Below are 22111 nucleotides of genomic sequence, written 5' to 3'. Positions count from 1 at the left end.
AAGCCTGTTGAATTTTGTACAGGAAAAATATTGACAGGTGAATGGTGAGTGTGGAGATTTTCCCACATGGAATCACAAGACAGCAAACTCGACTTTGGGCCGGTTGTTCACAAGGCGCAGGCCAGCGGCGGGCCTTCGGTGCTTGTGGTTTGCGAACATGCCTCAAACCGGATTCCGGGTTTTTTGGGCGACATGGGTTTAAGCCGCGACGCGTTGCAAAGCCATATTGCCTGGGATCCGGGCGCGTTGCCGGTGGCCAAGGCGATTGCAGACCAGATGTCGGCGTCACTGATTTTTGGCGGCGTGTCGCGGTTGGTTTATGACTGCAACCGCCCTCCGGAAGCTTTGGACGCCATGCCGGCGCGCAGTGAGAATATATCGATCCCTGCGAACGCTGAACTGACGGCCGATGAGCGGGCAGAGCGGATCGAGCAAGTTTACACCCCATTTGCGGCGGCTTTGTCGAACGAAATCGCTATGCACCACGAAACGCTGGACCTTATGGTCACAGTACACAGTTTCACCCCGGTTTATCGTGGCCAAAATCGCAGTGTCGAACTGGGATTGCTGCACGGCACTGACGGCCGTTTTGCCGAAACGATGCTGACCATGGCGCCAGCTCAATTGCCCTTTGTCACACGTCTGAACGAACCCTACTCGGCTGCGGACGGGGTTGCTCATACATTGGATGTACAGGCCTTTCCCAACGGCTTGCTGAACGTGATGATCGAAATCCGGAATGACCTGGTCCAAACGCCCGAGCAGCAACAGACGATGGCTGATTGGCTGGCGCCCTGGATCGAAAGAACTTTGGCGGCACTCCACGAAAGGGGGCTCGCATGATCAGGATGATGGCCGGATACGTACATGTCGTGGACGCAATCAACTACCGGATTGGTCGGGCCATGATGTGGGGCCTGTTCGTGATGATGGGTATCCTTCTATGGTCTTCGATCTCAAAGACCTTCTTCCTGCCATCACTCTGGACGCTGGAAATGGCACAGTTCGCGATGGTGACCTATTATATCATTGGCGGGCCGTATTCGATCCAGTTGGGTTCGAATGTTCGCATGGACCTGTTCTATCATAACTGGAGCCCCCGCCGGAAAGCGTGGTTTGATGCCTTCACGGTGCTTCTTCTGATCCTGTATCTTGGCGTGCTGTTCTACGGAGGGCTGGGCTCAACTGCTTATAGTCTGGGTTATTGGGGCGATGAACCGGTTTCGTATTTTACCGGGCTTCTGACGGGCGGCGAAGAAATTGGCCGGCTTGAACGCTCATCGACGGCGTGGCGGCCGTACATCTGGCCGATCAAGGCGATCATGGTTTTCGGCTTCTTCCTGATGTTGCTGCAGGCGATTTCAGAATTTTTCAAAGACGTAGCCCGGATCAAAGGGCAAGAAATCGGGGTCCGTCGGGCATGAGCCAGGAATATATTGCCATCTTCATGTTCGCATTGATGATGCTGATGCTGTTCACGGGACAGCGTGTCTTTGGCGCGATCGGAGCTGTGGCCACGATTGCCGCGCTGGCACTTTGGGGAACGGGCGGGCAGGATATCACGTTCTCGGCAGCGATGAAGCTGATGAAATGGTATCCCCTGCTAACGCTGCCGATGTTCATTTTCATGGGTTATGTCCTCAGCGAAAGCCGTCTGGCCGATGACCTTTATCGGATGTTCCATGTCTGGATGGGGCCGGTAAATGGCGGTCTGGCGATTGGCACCATCGGGTTGATGGTTCTGGTTTCTGCTATGAACGGCCTCAGCGTTGCCGGGATGGCCATCGGTGCAACGATTGCTTTGCCCGAGTTGCTACGACGCGGCTACGACAAAACCATGGTAACCGGCGTCATTCAGGCGGGGTCCAGTTTGGGAATTCTGGTTCCGCCTTCGGTGGTTCTGGTTCTGTATGCCATGATCGCACGCCAGCCGGTTGGGCAGCTCTGGTTGGCCGGCATTCTGCCCGGACTGCTGATGGCAGCGTTGTTTATTCTGTACATCTGGATACGTTGCCGCATTCAGCCACAGCTTGGCCCCGCAATGGAAGACGCGCACGAAGTCCCCCGAGCCGAGAAAATCAGGTTGCTGGGCGCAGGGGCGCTGCCATTGATCATCTTCGCCGCAATGATGGTGCCATTCGTGAACGGGTGGACTTCGCTGGTGGAAAGCTCGGCCATTGGCGCGCTGACTGCATTGGTTGTCTCGGTCATCAAACGCCGGATGACGTGGAAGATTTTCGAGGACTGCACCAAGCAGACGCTGGCGATATCCTGCATGTTCATGTGGATCATTCTGGCCGCACTCGGTTTCGGAGCCGTATTTGACGGGTTGGGTGCGGTAAAGGCCATCGACAATCTGTTCACCGAACAGCTGGGCCTGTCGCCATGGATGATTTTGATCCTGATGCAACTCAGCTTCATCGTTATGGGCACGTTCCTTGATGACACGGCGATGCTGGTCATCGTGGCCCCGCTTTATGTGCCATTGGTTGGCGCGCTGGGCTTTGATTTGATCTGGTACGGCGTGCTTTACACGATCACCACACAGATCGCGTATATGACGCCGCCTTTCGGCTATAACCTGTTCCTGATGCGCGCAATGGCGCCACCGGAAATCAGTCTGCGGGACATCTATCGTTCGATCTTTCCCTTTGTAGCAGTGATGGTCCTGGCCCTGGTGATCATCATGGTTTTCCCGGAAATCGCCCTTTGGCTGCCCGGCTATATCTATGGAAACTAATAAGAAGGCCCACCAAACGGGCACGCTAACTTTAACGGAGAGGAATTAGACATGACAACAAGACGTAAGTTTTTGAAAACGGCAGGGGTCGGCGTTGCAGCTGCACCGCTGGCGACGCCAGCATTGGCGCAAAACACGATCACGTGGCGTATGCAAACCTATGCCGGCCCGGCACTGGCCGAACACGTGATTGATCCAGCCATCAAAATGTTCAACCAGATCGCTGGCGATCGTATGCAGATCGAGCTGTTTTACGCCGACCAGCTTGTACCCACCGGAGAGCTGTTCCGCGCCATGCAGAAGGGGACGATCGACGCGGTTCAGTCGGACGATGACTCGATGGCCTCTCCGACCGAAGTTACCGTTTTCGGCGGCTACTTCCCATTTGCGTCGCGCTATTCGCTGGATGTACCGGTGCTGTTCAACCAATACGGCCTGAACGAGATCTGGGATGAGGAATACTCCAAGGTTGGCGTCAAACATATCAGCGCGGGGGCCTGGGATCCCTGCCACTTCGCCACCAAGGACCCGATCAACTCGCTGGCCGACCTTAAGGGCAAACGCATCTTCACCTTCCCAACCGCGGGCCGGTTCCTCAGCCAGTTCGGAGTGGTTCCTGTCACTCTGCCGTGGGAAGATATCGAGGTCGCCGTACAAACCGGAGAGCTGGATGGTATCGCTTGGTCCGGCATCACCGAGGATTACACCGTCGGCTGGGCGGATGTGACCAACTACTTCCTTACCAACAACGTTTCGGGTGCTTGGGCCGGGCATTTCTTTGCCAATATGGACCGCTGGAACGAGCTTCCTGAAGATCTGCAAACCCTCTTCAAGGTCTGCTGTGATCAGTCGCATTACTATCGCCAGTGGTGGTATTGGGGAGGCGAAGCCAGCCTGCGTGTCAATGGGGACAAGATGCAGCTGACGACAATCCCTGATGAAGAATGGGCACAGGTCGAACAGGCTGCTGTGAAATTCTGGGACGAGATCGCCGCCGAAAGCCCAACGAAGGCGAAAGTGGTCGAAATCTTCAAAAAATACAACGAAGTCATGCAACAGGCCGGACGGCCCTACCGCTACGGCTAATAACATAAGATCCCGACGCAAGACTACGAACTTGCGTCGGGATTGGACAACAGGAACCAACACCTCGTATGCTGTTAATCTTTCAGAAAGCAAAAAACAAAGCCCGGACGTTTTTCGGCGTTTCGCGGGTTATCGAGGTGTAAGTAGATGGCCATCGCAAGCTTTTTGATTGAGATCTTTGCAGCGACCATGTTGCTGCTCTTTGCCGTGCGTTTGGTGCGTACCGGGATCGAGCGGCGGTTCGGTGCCTTGTTTCAATCAATCCTGACGCAGCACTCTAACAGCTTTGTCGCAGGTGGTGCCGGGATGGTTCTGGCCACGATCTTGCAAAGTTCGGCTGCAGTCGCAGTATTGCTGACCGGGTTTGCCGCTGCAGGAATGGTCAGCTTTGGCATGGCTCTTGCGGGTGTTTTGGGGGCTGATCTCGGCTCGGCTCTGGTCATTCAGGTCCTGTCTTACGATCTGGGATGGTTGCAACCCATGTTGCTGGGGTTGGGGGGCTGGCTGTATCTCAAATCGGACCGTGCGAATGTACGTCTGATGGGGCGGATCATCGTGGGTGTCGCGTTCATCCTAATCTCGCTGCAGTTTCTTCGAGACGCCGTTGAACCAATCCGTGAAAGCACCTTTTTGCCAGCAATTGCTGGCTATCTCGAAAGTGACTACTTCAGCGCCTTTATCGTTGGCGCGGTTCTGGCATTTGTCATGCACAGCTCGGTCGCCACCATTCTGATGTGTGTCACGCTGGTACAGATCGGAGCGATACCATTCGCGGCTGGTCTGTCATTGGTGCTGGGGGCCAATCTGGGTTCGGCCTTTATCCCGATCTGGTTGACGCGGGATATGACGATTTCGGCCCGGCGCATACCGCTGGCCAACCTTTTTCTGCGCGGCAGCGCAGCCTTGCTATTGCTGATTGTTGTCAATGTATCTGGCGCGGAACAGGCGTTGATGGTGGCCAGTGCAGGGCAGTCCCTGATCCTGTCACATATCGGATTTAACCTTGCGGTCTTTTTGCTGGCCACTGGATTTGTCTCGTGGATGGAAAAGCCAATGTCGGTGATCCTGCCTGAGCCGGAGACCGAAAAAAACCCGCTGGATCAGTTTTCGGGCGCTCTCAGCCCGCTTGGCGATCCCAGCGCATCCGGTGCCAGCGTGGCGATGTCATCCGTGCGTCACGAACTGCTGCAGATGGTTACGCAGGTCGAGCGAATGTTCCGCCCGGTTTTGGATATCTATGAACAGGACGACAACGATGCGATCTCGGCCCTTTGGCAGCAGGATGAAAGGGTCAACGCGCAACTGACCGAGATCCGCCGGTTTGTCGCACGGATGCCAAGGCAGAACATGAGCAAGGCGCAGATCAAGACCGCCCGCGGGCTGGTGGAATACGCCATCCGCCTTGAAGCCGCGGGTGACGTGGTGTCGAACCGCATGACGCGCACGGCACAGATCAAACACACGGATCGTACGGAGTTTTCAGCGCAGGGCTGGAAAGAGCTGAAAGACCTTCATGGCACGATACTCGAGAGCTTCTCTCTGGCGCGCCATGTGCTTCTAGTCGACGATATGGACTGTGCCCGCCGGTTGGTTCTGGACAAGGCCGAGGTCAAACGGTTGTCCCGCGATAGCCGCAAGGCCCACCTCAAACGGCTGGAGCGTGGCCAGACAGAGAGCTTCCAATCCAGCGATCTGCACTTGGAAACATTGCGTTCGATGCGTGATTTGCACGGGCATGTGGCCGCAATAGCTTATCCGATCCTTTACCGGAGCGGACAGGTTCTGGAGACGCGTCTGGTTATGGAAATGGAAAAAGAAGCGGCTGAAGATTGACGGTGAACAGGGGAAACCGAGACCGGGATAACTCGGGGTAACAAAGGATGACTACGATGGGCAAGAACGCTGTATTGGCCGATCTGAAGGCCAAGGTCGACGCAGGTGATATCGACACTGTATTGGTCTGCATGGTTGACATGCAGGGTCGTTTGATGGGCAAGCGGTTTCATGCGGGTCATTTTGTGGCGGGAGCGTGGGAAGAGACGCATTGCTGCAACTATCTGCTGGCGACGGATCTGGAGATGGCGACGCCTGATGGGTATGCCTCGACCAGTTGGGAACGGGGTTATGGCGACTATGTCATGAAACCTGATCTGGACACATTGCGCCCGGTTCCTTGGCTCGAGGGCACGGTGATGGTGATGTGTGATGTGCTGGATCATCACACGCATGAGGAAGTGCCCCATGCGCCGCGTTCGATCCTGAAGAAACAGGTGGGCCGCCTGAAAGCGATGGGCTATGACGCGATGACCGCGACCGAGCTGGAGTTTTTCCTGTTTGAGAAGAGCTTCGATGCGATCCGCAAGGAGGGGTTCCGCGATCTGGAGCCGATCTCGGGGTATAACGAAGACTATCACATCCTGCAGACCACCAAGGAAGAGCATGTGATGCGCCCAATCCGCAACCATCTGTGGAATGCGGGGATTCCGGTCGAGAACTCCAAGGGCGAGGCCGAGACCGGGCAGGAAGAGCTCAACATCAAATACGCCGCGGCGATGGACACCGCCGAGTATCATTCGATCGCCAAAAACGCGATCAAGGAGATTGCATGGCAGCACGGCCATGCCGCGACATTCCTGCCGAAATGGCACCATGACAAGGTGGGCAGCTCGTCCCATGTGCATCAGTCACTATGGGCCGATGGCAAGCCTGCATTCTATGACGCGAATGACGAGCTGGGCATGTCGGCACTGATGAAAAGCTACATGGCCGGTTTGCTGAAATACGCCCCCGATTACACCGCTTTCATGGCGCCTTACATCAACAGCTACAAGCGCTTCATGAAAGGCACCTTCGCGCCGACGCGGATCATCTGGTCGGTGGACAATCGCACCGCTGGATACCGGTTGTGCGGTGATGGCACCAAGGCGGTTCGTGTCGAGTGCCGCATACCAGGTTCCGACATGAACCCTTACCTGGCGATGGCCGGGATGCTGGCGGCAGGGATCGCGGGCATTGAAGAGGGGCTGGAGTTGCAGCCGCCCACCACCGGCGATGTCTATCAGGGCGAGAGCGGCATGATTCCGGGCAATCTGCGCGCGGCGCGCGATGCGCTGCTTGGTTCGGCCATGTTGCGGGCGGCCATGGGGGATGAAGTGGTCGATCACTACGCCCGTGCGGCCGAGGTCGAGATCGAAGAGTTCGAGCGTGTAGTGACAGATTGGGAAGTGGCCCGCGGGTTCGAGCGGGCATAACGGACAGAGTGAGAGGTCGGCCTCTCACACCCCCGGTTACTTTTGGAAAGAGGAAGCAGGGCGCGGACGCCCTCAATGTGGAGTTGATGGCATGAGCCAGACACTGAAATGCATCTCACCGATCGACGGATCGGTTTATGCAGAACGCGAAACACTGTCGCGCGCGGCGGCATTTGAGGTTGCGGAGCGTGCGCGGGCGGCGCAGTCGGGCTGGGCGGCGCGACCGTTGCAAGAGCGTATTGATCTCGTGATGGCGGGTGTGGCCGCCGTGGGAGCGATGAACGACGAGATTGTACCGGAACTGGCGCATATGATGGGCCGACCGGTGCGTTATGGCGGTGAGTTCGGCGGCTTCAACGAGCGCGCGAGCCATATGGCGACGATTGCCGAGACATCTCTGGCCGATATCGAGGTGGGTGAGGACGAGACGTTCAAACGCTATATCAAGCGCATTCCGCATGGGGTGGTCTTTGTGGTGGCACCCTGGAACTATCCCTATATGACGGCGATCAACACGGTGGCCCCGGCGCTGATCGCGGGCAATACGGTGATCCTGAAACATGCCACGCAGACCCTGCTGGTGGGTGAGCGCATGGCGCAGGCTTTCCATGCGGCGGGTGTGCCCGACGATGTGTTCCAGAACGTCTTTCTGAGCCATGACGTGACCAATGACCTGATCGCGGGCAAGGCGTTCAACTTCGTGAATTTTACCGGCTCTGTCGGCGGTGGTCAGGCGATGGAACGTGCCGCGGCGGGCACCTTCACCGGTGTAGGTACCGAATTGGGCGGCAAAGATCCCGGCTATGTGATGGAGGATGCCGACCTGGACGCGGCGGTCGAAACGCTGATCGACGGAGCGATGTTCAACGCGGGTCAGTGTTGTTGCGGGATCGAGCGGATTTATGTGCACGAAAGCCTCTTTGACGACTTTGTCGCCAAGGCGGTGGAGATCGTGAAGGGATACAAGCTGGGCAACCCGCTGGAAGCGGAGACGACGATTGGCCCGATGGCAAATGTGCGTTTTGCCAATGAAGTGCGGGCGCAGATAGCCGAGGCGATTGAAGCCGGAGCGGTGGCGCAGATCGATACTTTCGCCGAAGATGATGGCGGCGCCTACCTGACACCGCAAGTCCTGACCAACTTGACCCACGATATGCGGGTGATGCGGGACGAGAGCTTTGGCCCCGTCGTGGGCATCATGAAAGTGTCTTCGGATGACGAGGCTATAGCACTGATGAATGACAGCGAGTTTGGCCTGACTGCCTCGCTCTGGACCCGCGATGTGGATCGTGCGGCGCGAGTGGGTGATGCGATCGAGACCGGCACCGTGTTCATGAACCGCGCCGATTATCTGGACCCGGGGCTGTGCTGGACCGGATGCAAGAATACCGGGCGCGGCGGCGGTCTGTCCGTCATCGGCTATCACAACCTGACCCGTCCTAAATCCTACCATCTGAAAAAGGTGACAACATGAGCCTTGTTGGAAACTGGTCTTATCCGACCGCAATCAAGTTTGGTGCCGGCCGCATCAAAGAGCTGCCCGAGGCCTGCGCGGCGGCGGGGATGAAAAAGCCCCTGCTGGTCACCGACAGGGGGCTGGCCGATCTGCCGATCACCACGGCGACGCTGGATATCCTCGAGGCCGCCGGTCTGGGCCGCGGCCTGTTCGCCGATGTGGACCCGAACCCCAATGAGAAGAACCTCGATGCCGGTGTTGCGGCTTATAACGCTGGCGGTCATGACGGTGTGATTGCCTTCGGCGGCGGCTCGGGGCTGGATCTGGGCAAGATGGTGGCCTTCATGGCCGGTCAGACGCGCTCGGTCTGGGATTTTGAGGATATCGGCGACTGGTGGACCCGCGCCGATGCCGATGCCATCGCGCCGATCATCGCGGTGCCAACAACCGCCGGGACCGGGTCCGAGGTGGGCCGCGCCAGCGTCATCACCAATTCCGAAACACACGCCAAGAAGATCATCTTTCATCCCAAGGTGCTGCCCACGGTGGTGATCTGCGACCCGGAACTGACCGTGGGTATGCCGAAGTTCATCACCGCAGGTACTGGTCTGGACGCGTTCGCCCATTGCGTCGAAGCCTTCTCCAGCCCGCATTACCACCCGATGAGCCAGGGGATTGCTCTGGAAGGAATGCGGCTGGTCCAGGAGTATCTGCCGCGCGCCTATGCCGACGGTACGGACATCGAGGCCCGCGCCCAGATGATGAGCGCCGCGGCGATGGGCGCGACCGCCTTCCAGAAAGGCCTCGGCGCGATACACGCCATGAGCCACCCCGTAGGTGCGCACTTCAACACCCATCATGGCACCACCAACGCGGTGTGCATGCCCACAGTGCTGGAGTTCAACGCGCCGGCCATCGCGGACCGGTTCCAATCGGCTGCGGCCTATCTGGGCATCGACGGCGGGTTCGACGGCTTTCGCACGTTCGTGCAGGAACTCAACGACAGCATGGGTATCCCACTAAAGCTCTCTGATCTGAGCGTCACCGAAGCTGCAATCCCCGAACTGGTCAAGGGCGCGATCATCGACCCGTCTTGCGGCGGTAATCCCATCGAACTGACCGAAGAAAACCTGACCACGCTGTTTAAGGCAGCATTGTGATCAGCCGATCATTGTGCAAGTAACGCCACCGGCCCGCATTTTGGGCCGGTTTTCTCTGCTCGAAAGGTCCGGATGTGACACCGTTTGTCATCGCCATCATTTTGACGGCAGCGCTGCTGCACGCGGTTTGGAATGCGATTGTCAAAACCGCGGCCGACCGGACGACGACTCTGGGTCTTGTAGCGTTGGGTCACGTCATACCTGCAACGGTCATGATTCTGTTGCTGCCGCTGCCCAGTGCGGAGAGTTTTCCATATATCCTGATCTCGACCGTCGTGCATTTCGGGTATTACTACATGCTGGGCAAGGCGTATCAGCATGGGGATCTAAGCGTCGTCTACCCAATTGCCCGGGGCGTTGTACCGGCGCTTGTGGCTTTGTGGGCTTTGCTGTTGGTGGGCGAAGTGCTGCCGTTGCAAGCCTGGGGCGGGATCGCGTTGATCGCGGTTGGCATCCAACTGAGCAGTTGGAAGGCCCTGCGGTCTGGCGTCGGGCTCTGGGCCTTTGGTTTTGCTCTTGGCACGGGCTTTTGTATATCGATCTATTCGGTCGTTGATGGCGTCGGCGTGCGGCTGTCCGGCAACACGCTCAGTTACTGGGCTTGGGGCGCGTTCCTGCACGTGTTCATCGCTGGGTTCATCGGCATTCGGAAAGGGAAGACTCTGGCCGCGCTTCCCGCCAAAACGTGGATGCTCGGTATACTGGGTGGCCTGGTGTCAATGACGGCCTATGGACTGGTGCTCTATGCTAAGAACTTTGCCCCGCTGGGCGCAGTTTCGGCGCTCAGGGAAACCTCGGTTGTTTTTGCTGCTCTGATTGGCTTTGTCTTCCTGAAAGAGGGCTATTGGATGCGGCGGCTGGGTTCTGCGGTATTGATGGCAGTCGGAGTCGCTCTGATCGGTATGGCCGTCTGAAACCAGCGTCCGCAACAGGCAACCTTGCTGATCGCGCCCTTCGTCTCGCATATTAGGTGTGACTGACGAGGGAGCGCATTTCATGACCAAAGAGATTGTTCTGATCCACGGCGCTTTTGCCGGGCCGTGGTGCATGGAGCGTTACGCGGGTTTCTTCCGCAACCGGGGTTGGACGGTACACACCCCGGCGCTGCGCTATCACGACGGAGACCCAAAGGCCGAGCCTGATCCCGGTCTGACCAATACCAGCGTCCTGGACTATGCCAATGATATTGCGGATTTCGTTCAGGGACTCGACAGCAAGCCGGTCATTCTGGGCCACGCCATTGCGGGTGTGGTGGCGCAGCAGGTGGCTTCCCGTGGGTTGGCTAGCGCTATCGTTCTGATCAACCCCAACGCGCCGTGGGGCACGCTGCCGGAAACCGATGACGAGCGCGCCGTGCCGCGCGCACTGATGGAGGGCGGAGCGTTCTGGAAACAGCCCATGCGGGTCGAGTTCGATCTGATGGCCCCCTTTGCGCTCAATAAAATGCCCGAGGCGCAACAGCATGGGGTATTCGACCGTCTGGGCGCCGAAAGCGGGCGGGTGATGTTCGAGATGTTCTTTTGGATGTTCGACGACCACCACGCGATGAAGGTCGATATCGACAAGGTCGACTGCCCTGTTCTGATCGTCTCGGGGTCGGAAGATCGGGCCGTGAACCCCAACACCTGCCGCGCGCTGGCCAAGCTGTACGGAGACCGCGCGACCTTCATGGCCGCCGAAGATCACGCGCATTTCCTGTTCATGGAACCCGGCTGGGAAAAACCTGCCGGGCAGATTGCCGTTTGGCTGGACGAGAAGGTAGGCTAGGGCGCCCACCTGCCCATCCTCTCAGTTATTGGTCGAGAAGGTGCTCTGCGGTTTCCATTTCAGAGTGCCGTCGCTTTCGCGATGACAGCGCAGCAGACGTTCCTGGATCGTGCGGACCGTTTCGGTGACAGTGTTATCGCCGGTCAACAGGACAAAGGAGTCTTGTGAATAGGCCATGCCGTCGTAATAGCAGAACCGCGTCTCGGCGCCGTCCGGAATGGGAGAGGCAGTGGTCAGTGTCTGTTGCGCGGTTGCTTGGCTGGCCAGCAGGGCAAAAGCCAGCCCGAGGGTTAGTGTTTTCATGTCGTCCTCCCGTTCGAATATCTGTTCGTCTCATTGGGTCTTGGACGCTCGGAACCTCAAATTTCGTTCTTGGATGACGGGTTGAGGGTAAGTGTGAACGAGATCAACGGGTTAGGCAAGAGGTGTGTTTGCGTGCGGCTTGTAGAGATGTTCCTCACCTACTACCACAGGCGTGATGCTAGGCGTCATGCACGTGCCCCACTCGCCCCCAATAGGCTGATAGATTATTTGAATAATCCTCGAGGTTATGGTCGTTCTTCATCGCGCAGGGTCGTAATAGCAGATAAGGGGTACCCATCGAATACATCCCGAGCGGTCATATCATACCGTTCCCAAGTGGCGTTAATTACAGTGTCCAAAATAGCCTCTTGTTTCAGAACATAGTTCTGTAGCTATCCCTCGCTGAATTAGGTCTTGGGAGAGGTATTTGAGGTGCCGAGAAGCAAAGCTGGGGCCGCTAAAAGCGCACAAAATGGTTTTTGATGTATGCGAACTTCTACTGTCTCGGACGGTCAAGGCACCAACAGACACACAAGCAAGATACTTACCGACAATGTATTCCTTCAGTGGGTCGGGATTTGGATGCAGCCCCCACAGACGAAAAGCTTGCCCATCATCAAAAAAGACCTCACCGTAGGAAGATACTCCAATCACATTTTTTCGGAAATCCGGGCTTGGGAAGTACATTTCTGCAAATCCTTGAGATCCAAAACTGAAGGATAATAGCAATGAAACCATCGGTAGAAGCCCCTGTCTCGCAAGCGGTGCTTTGTATCTCATTATCTTGTGACCTCTTTTGGAAATGGAACAAGCGTACGGCAATCTTCAGGAAATCCGAGGCGAGCTCTCCAGATGGTAGGGTTTGATCTGGCAAGAACGCATGAAGTTATTCCACGCTATTAAATACGCATCCAGATCGACTCACCCTGAATCCGATCCACCAAATTCCGGCGCTGAAGACCTAGGCGGTTAAACATCCAACTCCTCAACAAACCGCGCGTTCTCCTGAATGTACTGGAACCGCAGTTCGGGTTTTTTGCCCATCAGGCGCTCGACTAGATCGCCGGTCTCGCCGGGTTCGTCCTCGTCGATGGTGACGCGGATCAGTTTGCGCGAGGCCGGGTCCATCGTGGTCTCTTTCAGGTCTTTGGCGTCCATTTCGCCCAGACCCTTGAAGCGCGAGACGTCGATCTTGCCCTTGCCGCCCAGACCTTTCTCAAGCCACTCGTCGCGCTCGGTCTCGTCCAGACAATAGACGCGCTTGGCGCCTTGGGTCAGGCGATAGAGAGGCGGGCAGGCGAGGTACAGGTGGCCCGCGTCGATCATCGGGCGCATCTGGGTAAAGAAGAACGTCATCAGCAGCGAGGCGATATGCGCCCCGTCCACATCTGCATCCGTCATGATGATGATCTTGTCATAGCGCAGGTCGTCGACGTTGAACTTGGTGCCAAGCCCTACACCCAGCGCCTGAGTCAAATCGCTGATCTCGGCATTGGTGCCCAGCTTGGAACTGGCCGCGCCCAACACGTTCAGAATCTTGCCGCGCAGGGGCAGCAGGGCCTGTGTCTTACGATTGCGACCCATTTTTGCGGAACCACCCGCAGAATCGCCCTCGACGATGAATAATTCCGTGCCGTCCCGTGTTGAACTAGAGCAGTCCACCAGCTTGCCGGGAAGACGAAGTTTCTTAGTGGCGGATTTGCGTTGTGTTTCCTTCTCGGCCCGTCTGCGCAGACGTTCCTCGGACCTCAGGATGAGGAAGTCGAGAATGGCGCCGGCGGACTTCGTGTCTGCGGCCAGCCAGTTGTCGAAATGGTCGCGGACCGAGTTTTCGACCAGCCGTTGTGCTTCGACCGTGGCAAGGCGGTCCTTGGTCTGGCCGACAAACTCGGGCTCACTGATAAAGCACGACACCAGCGCGCAGCCGCCGGTGATCAGATCTTCACGTGTAATCTGCGCGGCCTTCTTGTTGTTGATCAACTCGCCATAGGCTTTGATCCCCTTAAGGACAGCGGCCCAGAAACCTGCGACATGCGTCCCGCCTTCGGGCGTAGGGACGGTGTTACAGTAGGACTGGATGAACCCGTCGCGCGAGGGCGTCCAATTGATCGCCCATTCGACCTTGCCGGGGGTGCGGAATTTCTCCTGAAAGTCCACGGTGCCAGCGAAGGGCTGATCGGCATAGGTAGACGAGCCGTTCATCGTTTCCTTTAGGTAATCCGACAGACCGCCAGGGAAGTGGAAGCTGGCCTCGGTCGGGGTCTCACCGTCATCGATGGCGGACTTCCAGCGGATTTCCACGCCCGAGAACAGGTAGGCTTTGGAACGGATCGATTTGAACAGACGGGCCGGTTTGAACTTGTGATGACCGAAGATTTCAGCATCGGCATGGAAAGTTACGGTTGTGCCTCGCCGGTTCGGCGCTGCGCCCACTTTTTCGACCGGGCCTTGTGGAATTCCACGCGAGAACCGCTGTTCGAAAAGCAGTTTGTCGCGGGCCACCTGCACGACCATCGAATCCGACAGCGCGTTGACGACCGAGGCGCCCACGCCGTGCAGGCCGCCCGAGGTCTGATAGGCTTTGCCCGAGAACTTGCCGCCCGCGTGCAGGGTACACAGGATCACCTCAAGCGCGGATTTGTCCGGGAACTTTGGATGCGGGTCGATCGGAATACCGCGGCCGTTGTCACGCACGGTCAGGGCATAGTCTTCGTGCAATTCCACCTCGATCCGATTGGCGTGACCGGCGACGGCCTCATCCATCGAGTTATCGAGGATTTCGGCCACCATATGATGCAGTGCACGCTCATCGGTGCCGCCGATATACATGCCGGGGCGTTTGCGGACCGGTTCCAGCCCTTCAAGCACCTCAATAGAAGAGGCGTCATAGGCGGCGGTGGCGCTAGGCGTCAACAGATCGTCGGGCATGGGTGCTGCTCTTGTTTTTGAGTTTCCCCTATTATGGCAGGTGATGTGGTCCGGGGGAAGAGGGGCGCGAGGTGTTGTGGAGAACCAGCAGCGAAATGCTTTGCCGCGTGAAAGACCTTGCTGTCAAAGAGTATTTAGTCCCCCAGCTCCTTGATCAGAAGCTTCGCACCGCAGATGCCAATTATTGTACAGTGAATTTTCCGGCTCAAGCCATTCTGATTGGATTCTCAGCCTTGTGAAACAGGTCTTAAGTGATTTGGAAACGTGAGACAGCATGTACCTGGAAATTGTGCCCGTAAGTTCCAAGTATGTCGCAGGAATTCGAAAGAAAGGTCAGCCGCACAACCTAGTCAGGATGCGCGGTGAACTGGTTTAGTGCGACTCCACCGGGCCGTTGTTAACAGAGGAGGCTCGCGACCGGTCAACTGTTGGGCTAGGCTCTGTTTCCACACCGGCGTCCTGGGGTTTTTTGAACGGATACACGAGCTGCCCCACATAGTTTTCTGGAATCTCTTCGTCGACGCCGTAACGCTCTGGCATATGTTCAGGCATGTGGGCCGTTCCGAAAACGATGTCCCAAAAGGAAAGCTGACCAGCAAAATTCTTGTCATAGGCTTCGCGGTGGTTCGAGTGATGCCAGTGATGAAACTGAGGCGATGCGAAAAACCACTTCAGCGGCCCAAAATGCACCCGGATGTTGGAATGCAGCAGAAGTGCATGCCATTGGTAGATCACTCCCGAAACTATTATTGCAGCTTCCGAGAACCCAAGCACAAAGATCGGAACAAGGGATGTCCCTTTAACTATGACCTGATCGACCGGGTGAACCCGATAGGCGGCCAGCCAATCCAGTTCTTCGCTGCTGTGGTGTACGGCGTGAAACCGCCAAAGAATAGGGACCGTGTGCATAAGACGATGGGACAAATAGAATCCGAGGTCGGCGATGATAATGACCGCAGGGATTTGCACCAACAAGGGAAGACCGCGAACGGATTCCTGCCAAGAGTTGGGAAGCGCTGCGGTCCCGAACAGAAATGCGGCATAGATAACGCCAAAAAGGCCGATCCGTATTACTATGCCAGAGAAGAAGAAGTGCAGAACATCCGTGGACCAACCGCGTCTGAAGAACTTGGCCTTTTCGTGGATGGGCAGCACATGTTCCAGCGGTACGAACACCAGAAGGAACAGAAGGAATGAGCGGATATCAAACCATTCGAGGATCATGTCAGGCCTCTAGTAGATTCCAGGAAGAAGTCTGTGTCGGGCGAGTTCCGAATATGCCGGATCAGTTCCCAGGAGCCGCTCTTCGGCACGAATGCGCCAAAAGAAGAGGCCCCAGCACAGGCCAAGCACGATCGCGTTGTTGACAGTCGGCCCTGCCAGCAAAAGCCCCGCTTGTGAGATCATGTAACCCGTATACATTGGATGCCTGACTAGCTTATAAACTCCGGACGCTTTGACGCCGCGATTGGCGGCGACGACGCCGAAACTACGCCTCAGCGTTAGTTTCGCGGTGACGTGGATAGCTAGGCCAACAATCAATAGTCCTGTGACTACGGTCGGATCCACGATTGGATTGCCGCTCGTGGGGCCAAAAAGCAAGGCAAGAAACGTTCCGGCAAAACCTATCAACCAATCATCCACGCGCGTACTGATTGCTTCGGTGCTTCTTCTCAAAAGGATGAACATCATCACGATGAGTTGGTCTGCAAGGTAGAACAGCGTGACAGTAGAGCCCGTCTCGAGGTATCCGTTAACCATTCTGTAGGCAAAAAATGAGAATACGACGCACAACAGATATTTCTCAAACGTATCCAGGAACGTTGGTCGTTGACGAAGAAATTCTGTAAACATTTGTGTGCTTTCGCTCAAAAAGTGCCGTTGGCTCGTTACCTGCCGCAGAAATTTGTTCGATTTATGGCGCTGGATTATGGTGCAATTTGTTTCTCGGCATTGTTGCGATTGAAGCCCGATTTTCGTTTCGCGCCATGAAAAGAGACGTTCTGGGATGCGATTGCACAGCGCGCGAGGCGCCAATTTCCCTGCGCCGGTATCATATTGATTGACAGGGTTTAATTGTGCGAATTGGATCGTATCCAACACAGCTTCTGCAGCGACATGCCTTCGCTTCGAGGGTTCGGTAAACTCCGTCCCGGCCTGAAGCCGGTGAAGTGTTGATAGAAGCTGGAAGAAGACCCAGGTCACCTTTGACCTGACAAAAATGTCTTTCAGAGGCAAAGGAAGGAGACCCGATGAGCTGGATCAAGACCATTCCGTTTGAAGAGGCAACGGGCAAGCTAAGAAAACTCTATGACCGGGTCACAGGCCCGGGCGGCAATGTGGACAACATCATGATGGTGCATTCTCTGCGCCCACATTCGATGGAAGGCCATATGGGGATGTATAAAAACGTCTTACATCATTCTGCCAATCAGGTCCCAAAGTGGTTTCTCGAGGTTTTGGGCGTTTGGGTCAGCGCGCTGAACCGGTGCGAGTACTGTGTCGAACACCATTTCAACGGGCTGCAACGATTGCTGGGCGACAAGGAGCGCGGTAACGCCATTCGAACAGCGATTGAGCACCGTGAACCGTGCGAGGCGCCATTGGATACGGCGCAAATTGCTGCGATGGAATATGCACGAAAGTTGACAGAAGCACCGGCGGATCTGACTGAATCGGACGTTCAGGCTCTTCGTGATGCGGGTTGGGATGACGGTGAGATCCTCGAGATCAATCAAGTGTGTTCCTATTTTTCTTACGCAAACCGTACCGTGTTGGGATTGGGGTGTTCAACCAAAGGGGACATATTGGGCTTGTCTCCCAACAATTCGGATAACCCCGAAGATTGGGGGCATCGCTGAAGGCAGAAAACTGGCCGGTCGAGGCGGAAGCATGGTGTGTGACTGGTGAGCGAGTTTCCCTTCTGAAGTACGCTTGAAGCTGGATGAATGGTGCGCGCTGTTTTCGCATGGCACCGGATCGCGTGGATTGTCGGTTCGTGTTGTGAGATGGAACTCGGCATATATTGGCTCTCCGATGGCATAAGTCTCACTTTGAAATAAATCAGATCTTCTCTTGTCTCGGGCAATTGGCGGCCCTAAGGCTGGCGGGATGAACAAGGTGATGACATATCCGGCTCATTTTCGAGCCATAGCTGTGCTGGGGCTGCCGCTAATCGGTGGGCATCTCGCGCAGTTTGCGATCGGGTTGACCGATACCATCATGCTGGGTTGGTACGGTGTCGAGGCGCTGGCCGCCGTGACGCTTGCCAGCAGCTATTTCTTTGTTTTGTTTCTATTCGGCGCAGGTTTCGGATTGGCCGTCATGCCAATGGTCGCCACCTCTGCCGCGGAAGAAGATGAGACCAGCATTCGACGCTCGACACGAATGGGGCTGTGGCTGTCCTTGCTTTATGCGACTGTGATGATGCCACTGCTGTGGTGGTCCTACCCGATTCTGATCGGGTTGAAGCAAGAGCCGCAAGTTGCTGAAACTGCATCGGAATATCTGAGGATCGCCGGATGGGGGTTGTTTCCAGCATTGCTGGTGATGGTGCTGAAGTCTTATCTGGCAGCGCTGGAGCGGACGCAGATTGTCTTATGGATCACTGTGCTGGCCGCGCTGGTTAATGGGGTTACCAATTACGCTCTGATCTTTGGTAACTGGGGTGCGCCCGAATTAGGGGCCGCCGGTGCGGCTATTGCTTCAGTCGTGACGCAGGTTGTCTCGCTGATATGTGTGGTGATCTACGCGGTTCGCGCATTGCCCGAGCACAGTCTGTTCCAACGTTTCTGGCGCCCGGACTGGGAAATGTTTTTCAGCGTATTGCGGCTGGGTATTCCGATCGGTCTGACGACTTTGGCCGAAGTGTCGTTGTTCGCGACCTCCGCCGTGATGATGGGCTGGCTGGGGCAAGTGCCACTGGCAGCACACGGAATTGCGATGACCCTTGCGTCTGCGACGTTCATGGTACATCTCGGCCTTTCCAATGTGGCAACGATCCGGGCGGGCAATGCTCTGGGCCGGCGTGACCGAGCGCATCTGGAAAAAGGGGCGATCGCTGTTACAGGTATGTCTTTGGTGATGTCCTTTATGGCGATCGTGTTGTTCCTGACTTGCGCCGAGCCGCTGATTTCGCTGTTTATCGAGTCAGATAATCCACAGCGTCCACTGATCTTGGCGATCGGGACCGGCCTTCTGGCAATGGCTGCTCTGTTTCAGTTGGTAGACGGCGCACAGGTCATTGCACTGGGTCTGTTGCGCGGCCTGCAGGACGCAAAGATACCATTGGTCATGGCTGCGCTCAGCTATTGGGGCGTAGGAATTACAGCTTCTTATTTCTTTGGATTTGTCCAGGAAATGGGCGGGATCGGTGTCTGGTTGGGCCTTGTCCTTGGCCTCGCCTTTGCGGCGGTATTGCTCATGGCTCGTTTCTGGTTGAGGTCCGTTCGCGGAATTCCCGTTCCTGCGGAATAACTCGATCCCGTCTCAGTCTTTATTCAAACGATCAGCCTTTTTGCGAACCAACACAGTGCGTAGGTCGTGCATTGCCATCAACAGCCGGTCAGTGACGTCCTCCAGTTGATTGTCCGAAGCCTTGGACTGTGCCCATTGAGTTGTCCGGTTCAGGTGATCCACCGCGCGATGAATGTCATCGATGTCCCGCATTTCCAACAGGGTTCTGCGCTCGTCCATCCAACGGGCGATCTCTGCGGATTCGGCCGACGTCAGAACATGTTGTCCGTGAGGTTTGACCTCTCCATTGCGGATGTTGAGAACGGCAATCTGGTTCAATTCGATCCGCTGCTGACGGTTTTCTGTATCGACCCTGAACACGGCTGCACCATTCTCGCGCACGCGAAAGTAAAACTCAGGCAGTTCTGCAGTCATGTGTTCCTCCGTGGTCAGGTCAATTCGGCGCAAAACCGTTGGATACGGGTGCAAGCCTCTTTCAACGCCTCATCGGAAGTTGCATAGCTGACCCGGAAATTGGGCGACAGACCAAAGGCCGCGCCAAAGACTATAGCCACATCTGCCTCTTCCAGAAGTGCGTTGGCGAAGGTTTCATCCGAATCGATGATGGTTCCAGCGGGCGTCGTCTTGCCGATCAGGCCAGCGATGGAGGGATAGACATAAAAAGCGCCTTCTGGTGTAGCGCAGGTAATGCCTTCAATCCGGTTTAGCATTTCGACAACCAGGTCGCGACGGCGTTTGAAAATGTCCGCGTTGGGGGCCAGAAACGCCTGCGTGCCATTCAGCGCCTCGACCGCGGCCCATTGGCTAACCGAGCAGGGGTTCGACGTCGATTGCGACTGGATCTTGCGCATCGCCGCGATGATCTCGACCGGGCCGGCTGCATATCCAATGCGCCAGCCGGTCATGGCATATGCTTTGGACACGCCATTGCAGGTGAGCGTCCGGTCATAGAGCCGGGGTTCGACCTCGGCGGGCGTGCAGAATTCAAATCCGTCATAGGCCAGATGCTCGTACATATCATCAGACATTATCCAGACATGTGGATGACGTATCAGGACCTCGGTAAGCGCCTTCAGTTCGTCTCGGCTGTATCCGGCTCCTGTCGGGTTGGAGGGCGAATTGAAAATGAACCACTTGGTTTTGGGCGTGATCGCCGCCTCTAATTGCTCAGGTGTCAGCTTGAAATTGTTTTCCAGAGTGGTTTCAACCACGACCGGAGTCCCCCCGGCCAGCAATACCATATCTGGATAGCTGACCCAGTAGGGCGCAGGGATGACGACTTCGTCACCGTCATTCATCGTTGCCATCAGGGCATTGTACAACGTCTGCTTGCCACCCGTTCCGACGGAAATCTGGGCAGGTGTGTAATCCAACCCGTGATCACGCTTCATCTTGGCGCAAGCCGCCTGTTTCAGCTCGGGAATGCCGTCGGGTGCAGTGTACTTCGTTTTGCCAGCCGCGATTGCCGCTACGGCGGCGTCCTTGATGTTCTGGGGAGTGTCGAAATCCGGCTCACCTGCGCTCAGACCGATAACATCGCGCCCTGCCGCTTTCAACTCGGCTGCTTTCGCGGTCATGGCAATCGTCGGAGAGGGTTTGACGCGCGACAGTGTCGCAGACAGGAAGGTCATGGCGGCCTCGGTTTGTAAGTTGGTCCGGACTGTCATAGGGTGCGCCAGAAATACGATCAAGTCATACAGGCTACATGTGCAGGAGACCCCAATGAACGACGAAACGGACTGGTTCGGGCCGAACGCGGCGACATTCGGGGATCGTGTAGCGGGCGCGCGTGAGGCCACAGGAATGACGCAGACACAGTTGGCCCGTCGCCTGGGCGTCAAGAAAGCAACCGTCGTCGGATGGGAAGATGATGTGTCTGAACCCCGGGCAAACAAGCTTTCGATGATGGCCGGTATGCTCAACGTCTCGATCATGTGGTTGCTCACAGGCGAGGGTGAGGGCACGGATGCCCCGAATGCGATCAGTGACGGAAATACTGACCTGGCGCCTCTGGTTGCCGAGATGCGTTCCATTCGGGGGGAAATGCGTGCCAGCTCCGAACGGTTGGCGCGCGTTGAAAAAGCTTTACGCCAAAAACTGGAAGAAAGCGAATGACCGAGCCGCGCGAAACGCGGATTAAACGCATGAAAATGCGTTCAATGCGGCGTGGGATCAAGGAAATGGATCTGATCCTGTCTGCTTATGCCGATCGCAATCTGAACACGATGGATCTGGCCCAGTTGGATACTTACGACGCGCTGTTGCACGAAAACGATCAGGACCTTTATCAATGGGTTACAGGTCAGGCTGCTGCACCAGAGCCCTTTGCAGAGCTGATCGCTGAAATCGCGGAAACCTTTCAAAAATAGACTAAAATTCGGCTTAACCGATTTTTCGGGAATTCGCGTCATCTTGTCTGCAACGGCGCGATGAATCGGAGGATCGTATGAGTTTGGAAATGCAGGTCTCCGCGCAGGGGATAAAGGGGTACATGTCCAGCTACCTAGAGGCTTTGGCGCTGGTCGAGCGCCTGCACAGGTTGCTGCTGGACGTCATAAAGGACGAGTTCGAACGCGTTGGTGTTCTGGAAATCAACGCGGTGCAGGCTCTGCTGCTGTTCAATATCGGTGATCATGAAGTCACCGCAGGAGAGTTGAAAAGCCGCGGATACTATCAGGGCAGCAACGTCAGCTACAATCTCAAGAAGCTGGTCGAGATGGGGTACATGCACCATCAGCGTTGTGAGATCGACAGGCGTTCGGTTCGCGTCCGGCTTACACCGCGCGGGCGGGAAATCCGGGATATCGTATCCGATCTGTTTGCCCGCCACGCAGAGGGCCTGCAAAGCCGGGGCGTTCTGGGCATCGAAGGGATTGAGGATATCACTGGATCGCTGCGTCGCGTGGAAAGATATTGGACCGACCAGATCAGGTATATTTATTGA

Annotated in this window: 21 protein-coding genes; 15 read left to right on the top strand and 6 right to left on the bottom strand. The window is 56.4% G+C overall.

Annotated elements, in window-relative coordinates:
* The first annotated feature begins 66 nt into the window (after positions 1–66).
* The 10 genes from AC2TCY_RS06345 (at position 67) to AC2TCY_RS06300 (ending at position 11460) form a co-directional block, all read left to right on the top strand.
* Entirely contained in the window at positions 67–843 is a 777-nt protein-coding gene (locus AC2TCY_RS06345; protein ID WP_480846259.1) for an N-formylglutamate amidohydrolase, read from the top strand.
* Positions 840–1424, top strand: coding sequence for a TRAP transporter small permease subunit (locus tag AC2TCY_RS06340; protein WP_480846258.1), 585 nt, complete (start codon positions 840–842; stop codon positions 1422–1424). The genes AC2TCY_RS06345 and AC2TCY_RS06340 overlap by 4 nt, the downstream gene beginning before the upstream one ends.
* Positions 1421–2740 carry a TRAP transporter large permease gene (locus AC2TCY_RS06335; RefSeq protein ID WP_480846257.1) on the top strand — a complete coding sequence of 440 codons (1320 nt, stop codon included), beginning with the start codon at positions 1421–1423 and terminating at the stop codon, positions 2738–2740. The genes AC2TCY_RS06340 and AC2TCY_RS06335 overlap by 4 nt, the downstream gene beginning before the upstream one ends.
* Positions 2741–2791: 51 nt before the next feature.
* Complete coding sequence (locus AC2TCY_RS06330; protein ID WP_480846256.1) at positions 2792–3826, top strand: TRAP transporter substrate-binding protein; 1035 nt, start codon at positions 2792–2794, stop codon at positions 3824–3826.
* A 147-nt stretch (positions 3827–3973) separates the two neighbouring features.
* Positions 3974–5659 carry a Na/Pi cotransporter family protein gene (locus AC2TCY_RS06325; protein WP_480846255.1) on the top strand — a complete coding sequence of 562 codons (1686 nt, stop codon included), beginning with the start codon at positions 3974–3976 and terminating at the stop codon, positions 5657–5659.
* Between the two features lie 56 nt (positions 5660–5715).
* Positions 5716–7077, top strand: a complete 1362-nt coding sequence (locus tag AC2TCY_RS06320; RefSeq protein ID WP_480846253.1) for a glutamine synthetase family protein — start codon at positions 5716–5718, stop codon at positions 7075–7077.
* A gap of 91 nt (positions 7078–7168) precedes the next feature.
* On the top strand, positions 7169–8551 hold the full coding sequence (locus AC2TCY_RS06315) for an aldehyde dehydrogenase family protein (RefSeq protein ID WP_480846251.1): 1383 nt from the start codon (positions 7169–7171) through the stop codon (positions 8549–8551).
* The gene (locus tag AC2TCY_RS06310) at positions 8548–9693 is read left to right on the top strand and encodes an iron-containing alcohol dehydrogenase (protein WP_480846250.1); all 1146 of its coding nucleotides are present in this window, start codon (positions 8548–8550) and stop codon (positions 9691–9693) included. Before AC2TCY_RS06315 ends, AC2TCY_RS06310 begins: the two co-directional genes overlap by 4 nt.
* A 74-nt stretch (positions 9694–9767) precedes the next feature.
* Positions 9768–10607: an EamA family transporter gene (locus AC2TCY_RS06305; protein WP_480846249.1), complete on the top strand. Its 840-nt coding sequence runs from the start codon at positions 9768–9770 to the stop codon at positions 10605–10607.
* An 82-nt stretch (positions 10608–10689) separates the two neighbouring features.
* Complete coding sequence (locus AC2TCY_RS06300; protein ID WP_480846248.1) at positions 10690–11460, top strand: alpha/beta hydrolase; 771 nt, start codon at positions 10690–10692, stop codon at positions 11458–11460.
* 21 nt (positions 11461–11481) lie between these two features.
* Here AC2TCY_RS06300 and AC2TCY_RS06295 read toward each other — a convergent pair whose 3' ends face one another.
* From AC2TCY_RS06295 to AC2TCY_RS06280, 4 genes are all read right to left on the bottom strand, one after another.
* Entirely contained in the window at positions 11482–11763 is a 282-nt protein-coding gene (locus tag AC2TCY_RS06295; protein WP_480846247.1) for a hypothetical protein, read from the bottom strand.
* A gap of 969 nt (positions 11764–12732) precedes the next feature.
* Entirely contained in the window at positions 12733–14691 is a 1959-nt protein-coding gene (parE, locus tag AC2TCY_RS06290; protein WP_480846246.1) for a DNA topoisomerase IV subunit B, read from the bottom strand.
* Between the two features lie 372 nt (positions 14692–15063).
* Positions 15064–15915: a sterol desaturase family protein gene (locus tag AC2TCY_RS06285; RefSeq protein ID WP_480846244.1), complete on the bottom strand. Its 852-nt coding sequence runs from the start codon at positions 15913–15915 to the stop codon at positions 15064–15066.
* Positions 15916–15924: 9 nt separating this feature from the next.
* Positions 15925–16791, bottom strand: coding sequence for a methyltransferase family protein (locus AC2TCY_RS06280; protein ID WP_480846243.1), 867 nt, complete (start codon positions 16789–16791; stop codon positions 15925–15927).
* Positions 16792–16943: 152 nt separating this feature from the next.
* Here AC2TCY_RS06280 and AC2TCY_RS06275 point away from each other — a divergent pair, with 152 nt between their 5' ends.
* Together AC2TCY_RS06275 and AC2TCY_RS06270 are read left to right on the top strand one after the other, a co-directional pair.
* Positions 16944–17552 carry a carboxymuconolactone decarboxylase family protein gene (locus tag AC2TCY_RS06275; RefSeq protein ID WP_480846242.1) on the top strand — a complete coding sequence of 203 codons (609 nt, stop codon included), beginning with the start codon at positions 16944–16946 and terminating at the stop codon, positions 17550–17552.
* A gap of 250 nt (positions 17553–17802) precedes the next feature.
* Positions 17803–19167, top strand: a complete 1365-nt coding sequence (locus tag AC2TCY_RS06270) for an MATE family efflux transporter (protein ID WP_480846241.1) — start codon at positions 17803–17805, stop codon at positions 19165–19167.
* A gap of 12 nt (positions 19168–19179) precedes the next feature.
* Here AC2TCY_RS06270 and AC2TCY_RS06265 read toward each other — a convergent pair whose 3' ends face one another.
* Both AC2TCY_RS06265 and AC2TCY_RS06260 read right to left on the bottom strand, forming a co-directional pair.
* Positions 19180–19581 (bottom strand): hypothetical protein, encoded by a 402-nt coding sequence (locus tag AC2TCY_RS06265; RefSeq protein ID WP_480846240.1) that lies wholly within the window; start codon positions 19579–19581, stop codon positions 19180–19182.
* A gap of 14 nt (positions 19582–19595) precedes the next feature.
* Complete coding sequence (locus AC2TCY_RS06260; protein ID WP_480846368.1) at positions 19596–20798, bottom strand: pyridoxal phosphate-dependent aminotransferase; 1203 nt, start codon at positions 20796–20798, stop codon at positions 19596–19598.
* 91 nt (positions 20799–20889) lie between these two features.
* On the opposite strand from AC2TCY_RS06260, the gene AC2TCY_RS06255 reads away from it, so the two are divergent.
* The 3 genes from AC2TCY_RS06255 to AC2TCY_RS06245 all read left to right on the top strand — a co-directional run bounded on the left by AC2TCY_RS06255 (position 20890) and on the right by AC2TCY_RS06245 (position 22111).
* Positions 20890–21282: a helix-turn-helix domain-containing protein gene (locus AC2TCY_RS06255; protein ID WP_480846238.1), complete on the top strand. Its 393-nt coding sequence runs from the start codon at positions 20890–20892 to the stop codon at positions 21280–21282.
* Positions 21279–21536, top strand: coding sequence for a succinate dehydrogenase assembly factor 2 (locus tag AC2TCY_RS06250; protein WP_480846237.1), 258 nt, complete (start codon positions 21279–21281; stop codon positions 21534–21536). The genes AC2TCY_RS06255 and AC2TCY_RS06250 overlap by 4 nt, the downstream gene beginning before the upstream one ends.
* Before the next feature lie 77 nt (positions 21537–21613).
* On the top strand, positions 21614–22111 hold the full coding sequence (locus AC2TCY_RS06245) for a MarR family winged helix-turn-helix transcriptional regulator (RefSeq protein ID WP_480846235.1): 498 nt from the start codon (positions 21614–21616) through the stop codon (positions 22109–22111).

The organism is Ruegeria sp. HKCCD7181 (assembly GCF_057221055.1).
Note: the sequence above shows the minus strand (reverse complement) of the source record. Positions and strands in the feature narration are given on the sequence as shown.

Excerpts from the sequence above, each read along its gene's own strand:
- AC2TCY_RS06345 (WP_480846259.1), top strand. The coding sequence starts at position 67 with ATGGAATCACAAGACAGCAAACTCGACTTTGGGCCGGTTGTTCACAAG.
- AC2TCY_RS06340 (WP_480846258.1), top strand. The coding sequence starts at position 840 with ATGATCAGGATGATGGCCGGATACGTACATGTCGTGGACGCAATCAAC.
- AC2TCY_RS06335 (WP_480846257.1), top strand. The coding sequence starts at position 1,421 with ATGAGCCAGGAATATATTGCCATCTTCATGTTCGCATTGATGATGCTG.
- AC2TCY_RS06330 (WP_480846256.1), top strand. The coding sequence starts at position 2,792 with ATGACAACAAGACGTAAGTTTTTGAAAACGGCAGGGGTCGGCGTTGCA.
- AC2TCY_RS06325 (WP_480846255.1), top strand. The coding sequence starts at position 3,974 with ATGGCCATCGCAAGCTTTTTGATTGAGATCTTTGCAGCGACCATGTTG.
- AC2TCY_RS06320 (WP_480846253.1), top strand. The coding sequence starts at position 5,716 with ATGGGCAAGAACGCTGTATTGGCCGATCTGAAGGCCAAGGTCGACGCA.
- AC2TCY_RS06315 (WP_480846251.1), top strand. The coding sequence starts at position 7,169 with ATGAGCCAGACACTGAAATGCATCTCACCGATCGACGGATCGGTTTAT.
- AC2TCY_RS06310 (WP_480846250.1), top strand. The coding sequence starts at position 8,548 with ATGAGCCTTGTTGGAAACTGGTCTTATCCGACCGCAATCAAGTTTGGT.
- AC2TCY_RS06300 (WP_480846248.1), top strand. The coding sequence starts at position 10,690 with ATGACCAAAGAGATTGTTCTGATCCACGGCGCTTTTGCCGGGCCGTGG.
- AC2TCY_RS06295 (WP_480846247.1), bottom strand. The coding sequence starts at position 11,763 with ATGAAAACACTAACCCTCGGGCTGGCTTTTGCCCTGCTGGCCAGCCAA.
- parE (WP_480846246.1), bottom strand. The coding sequence starts at position 14,691 with ATGCCCGACGATCTGTTGACGCCTAGCGCCACCGCCGCCTATGACGCC.
- AC2TCY_RS06285 (WP_480846244.1), bottom strand. The coding sequence starts at position 15,915 with ATGATCCTCGAATGGTTTGATATCCGCTCATTCCTTCTGTTCCTTCTG.
- AC2TCY_RS06275 (WP_480846242.1), top strand. The coding sequence starts at position 16,944 with ATGAGCTGGATCAAGACCATTCCGTTTGAAGAGGCAACGGGCAAGCTA.
- AC2TCY_RS06270 (WP_480846241.1), top strand. The coding sequence starts at position 17,803 with ATGAACAAGGTGATGACATATCCGGCTCATTTTCGAGCCATAGCTGTG.
- AC2TCY_RS06265 (WP_480846240.1), bottom strand. The coding sequence starts at position 19,581 with ATGACTGCAGAACTGCCTGAGTTTTACTTTCGCGTGCGCGAGAATGGT.
- AC2TCY_RS06260 (WP_480846368.1), bottom strand. The coding sequence starts at position 20,798 with ATGACCTTCCTGTCTGCGACACTGTCGCGCGTCAAACCCTCTCCGACG.
- AC2TCY_RS06255 (WP_480846238.1), top strand. The coding sequence starts at position 20,890 with ATGAACGACGAAACGGACTGGTTCGGGCCGAACGCGGCGACATTCGGG.
- AC2TCY_RS06250 (WP_480846237.1), top strand. The coding sequence starts at position 21,279 with ATGACCGAGCCGCGCGAAACGCGGATTAAACGCATGAAAATGCGTTCA.
- AC2TCY_RS06245 (WP_480846235.1), top strand. The coding sequence starts at position 21,614 with ATGAGTTTGGAAATGCAGGTCTCCGCGCAGGGGATAAAGGGGTACATG.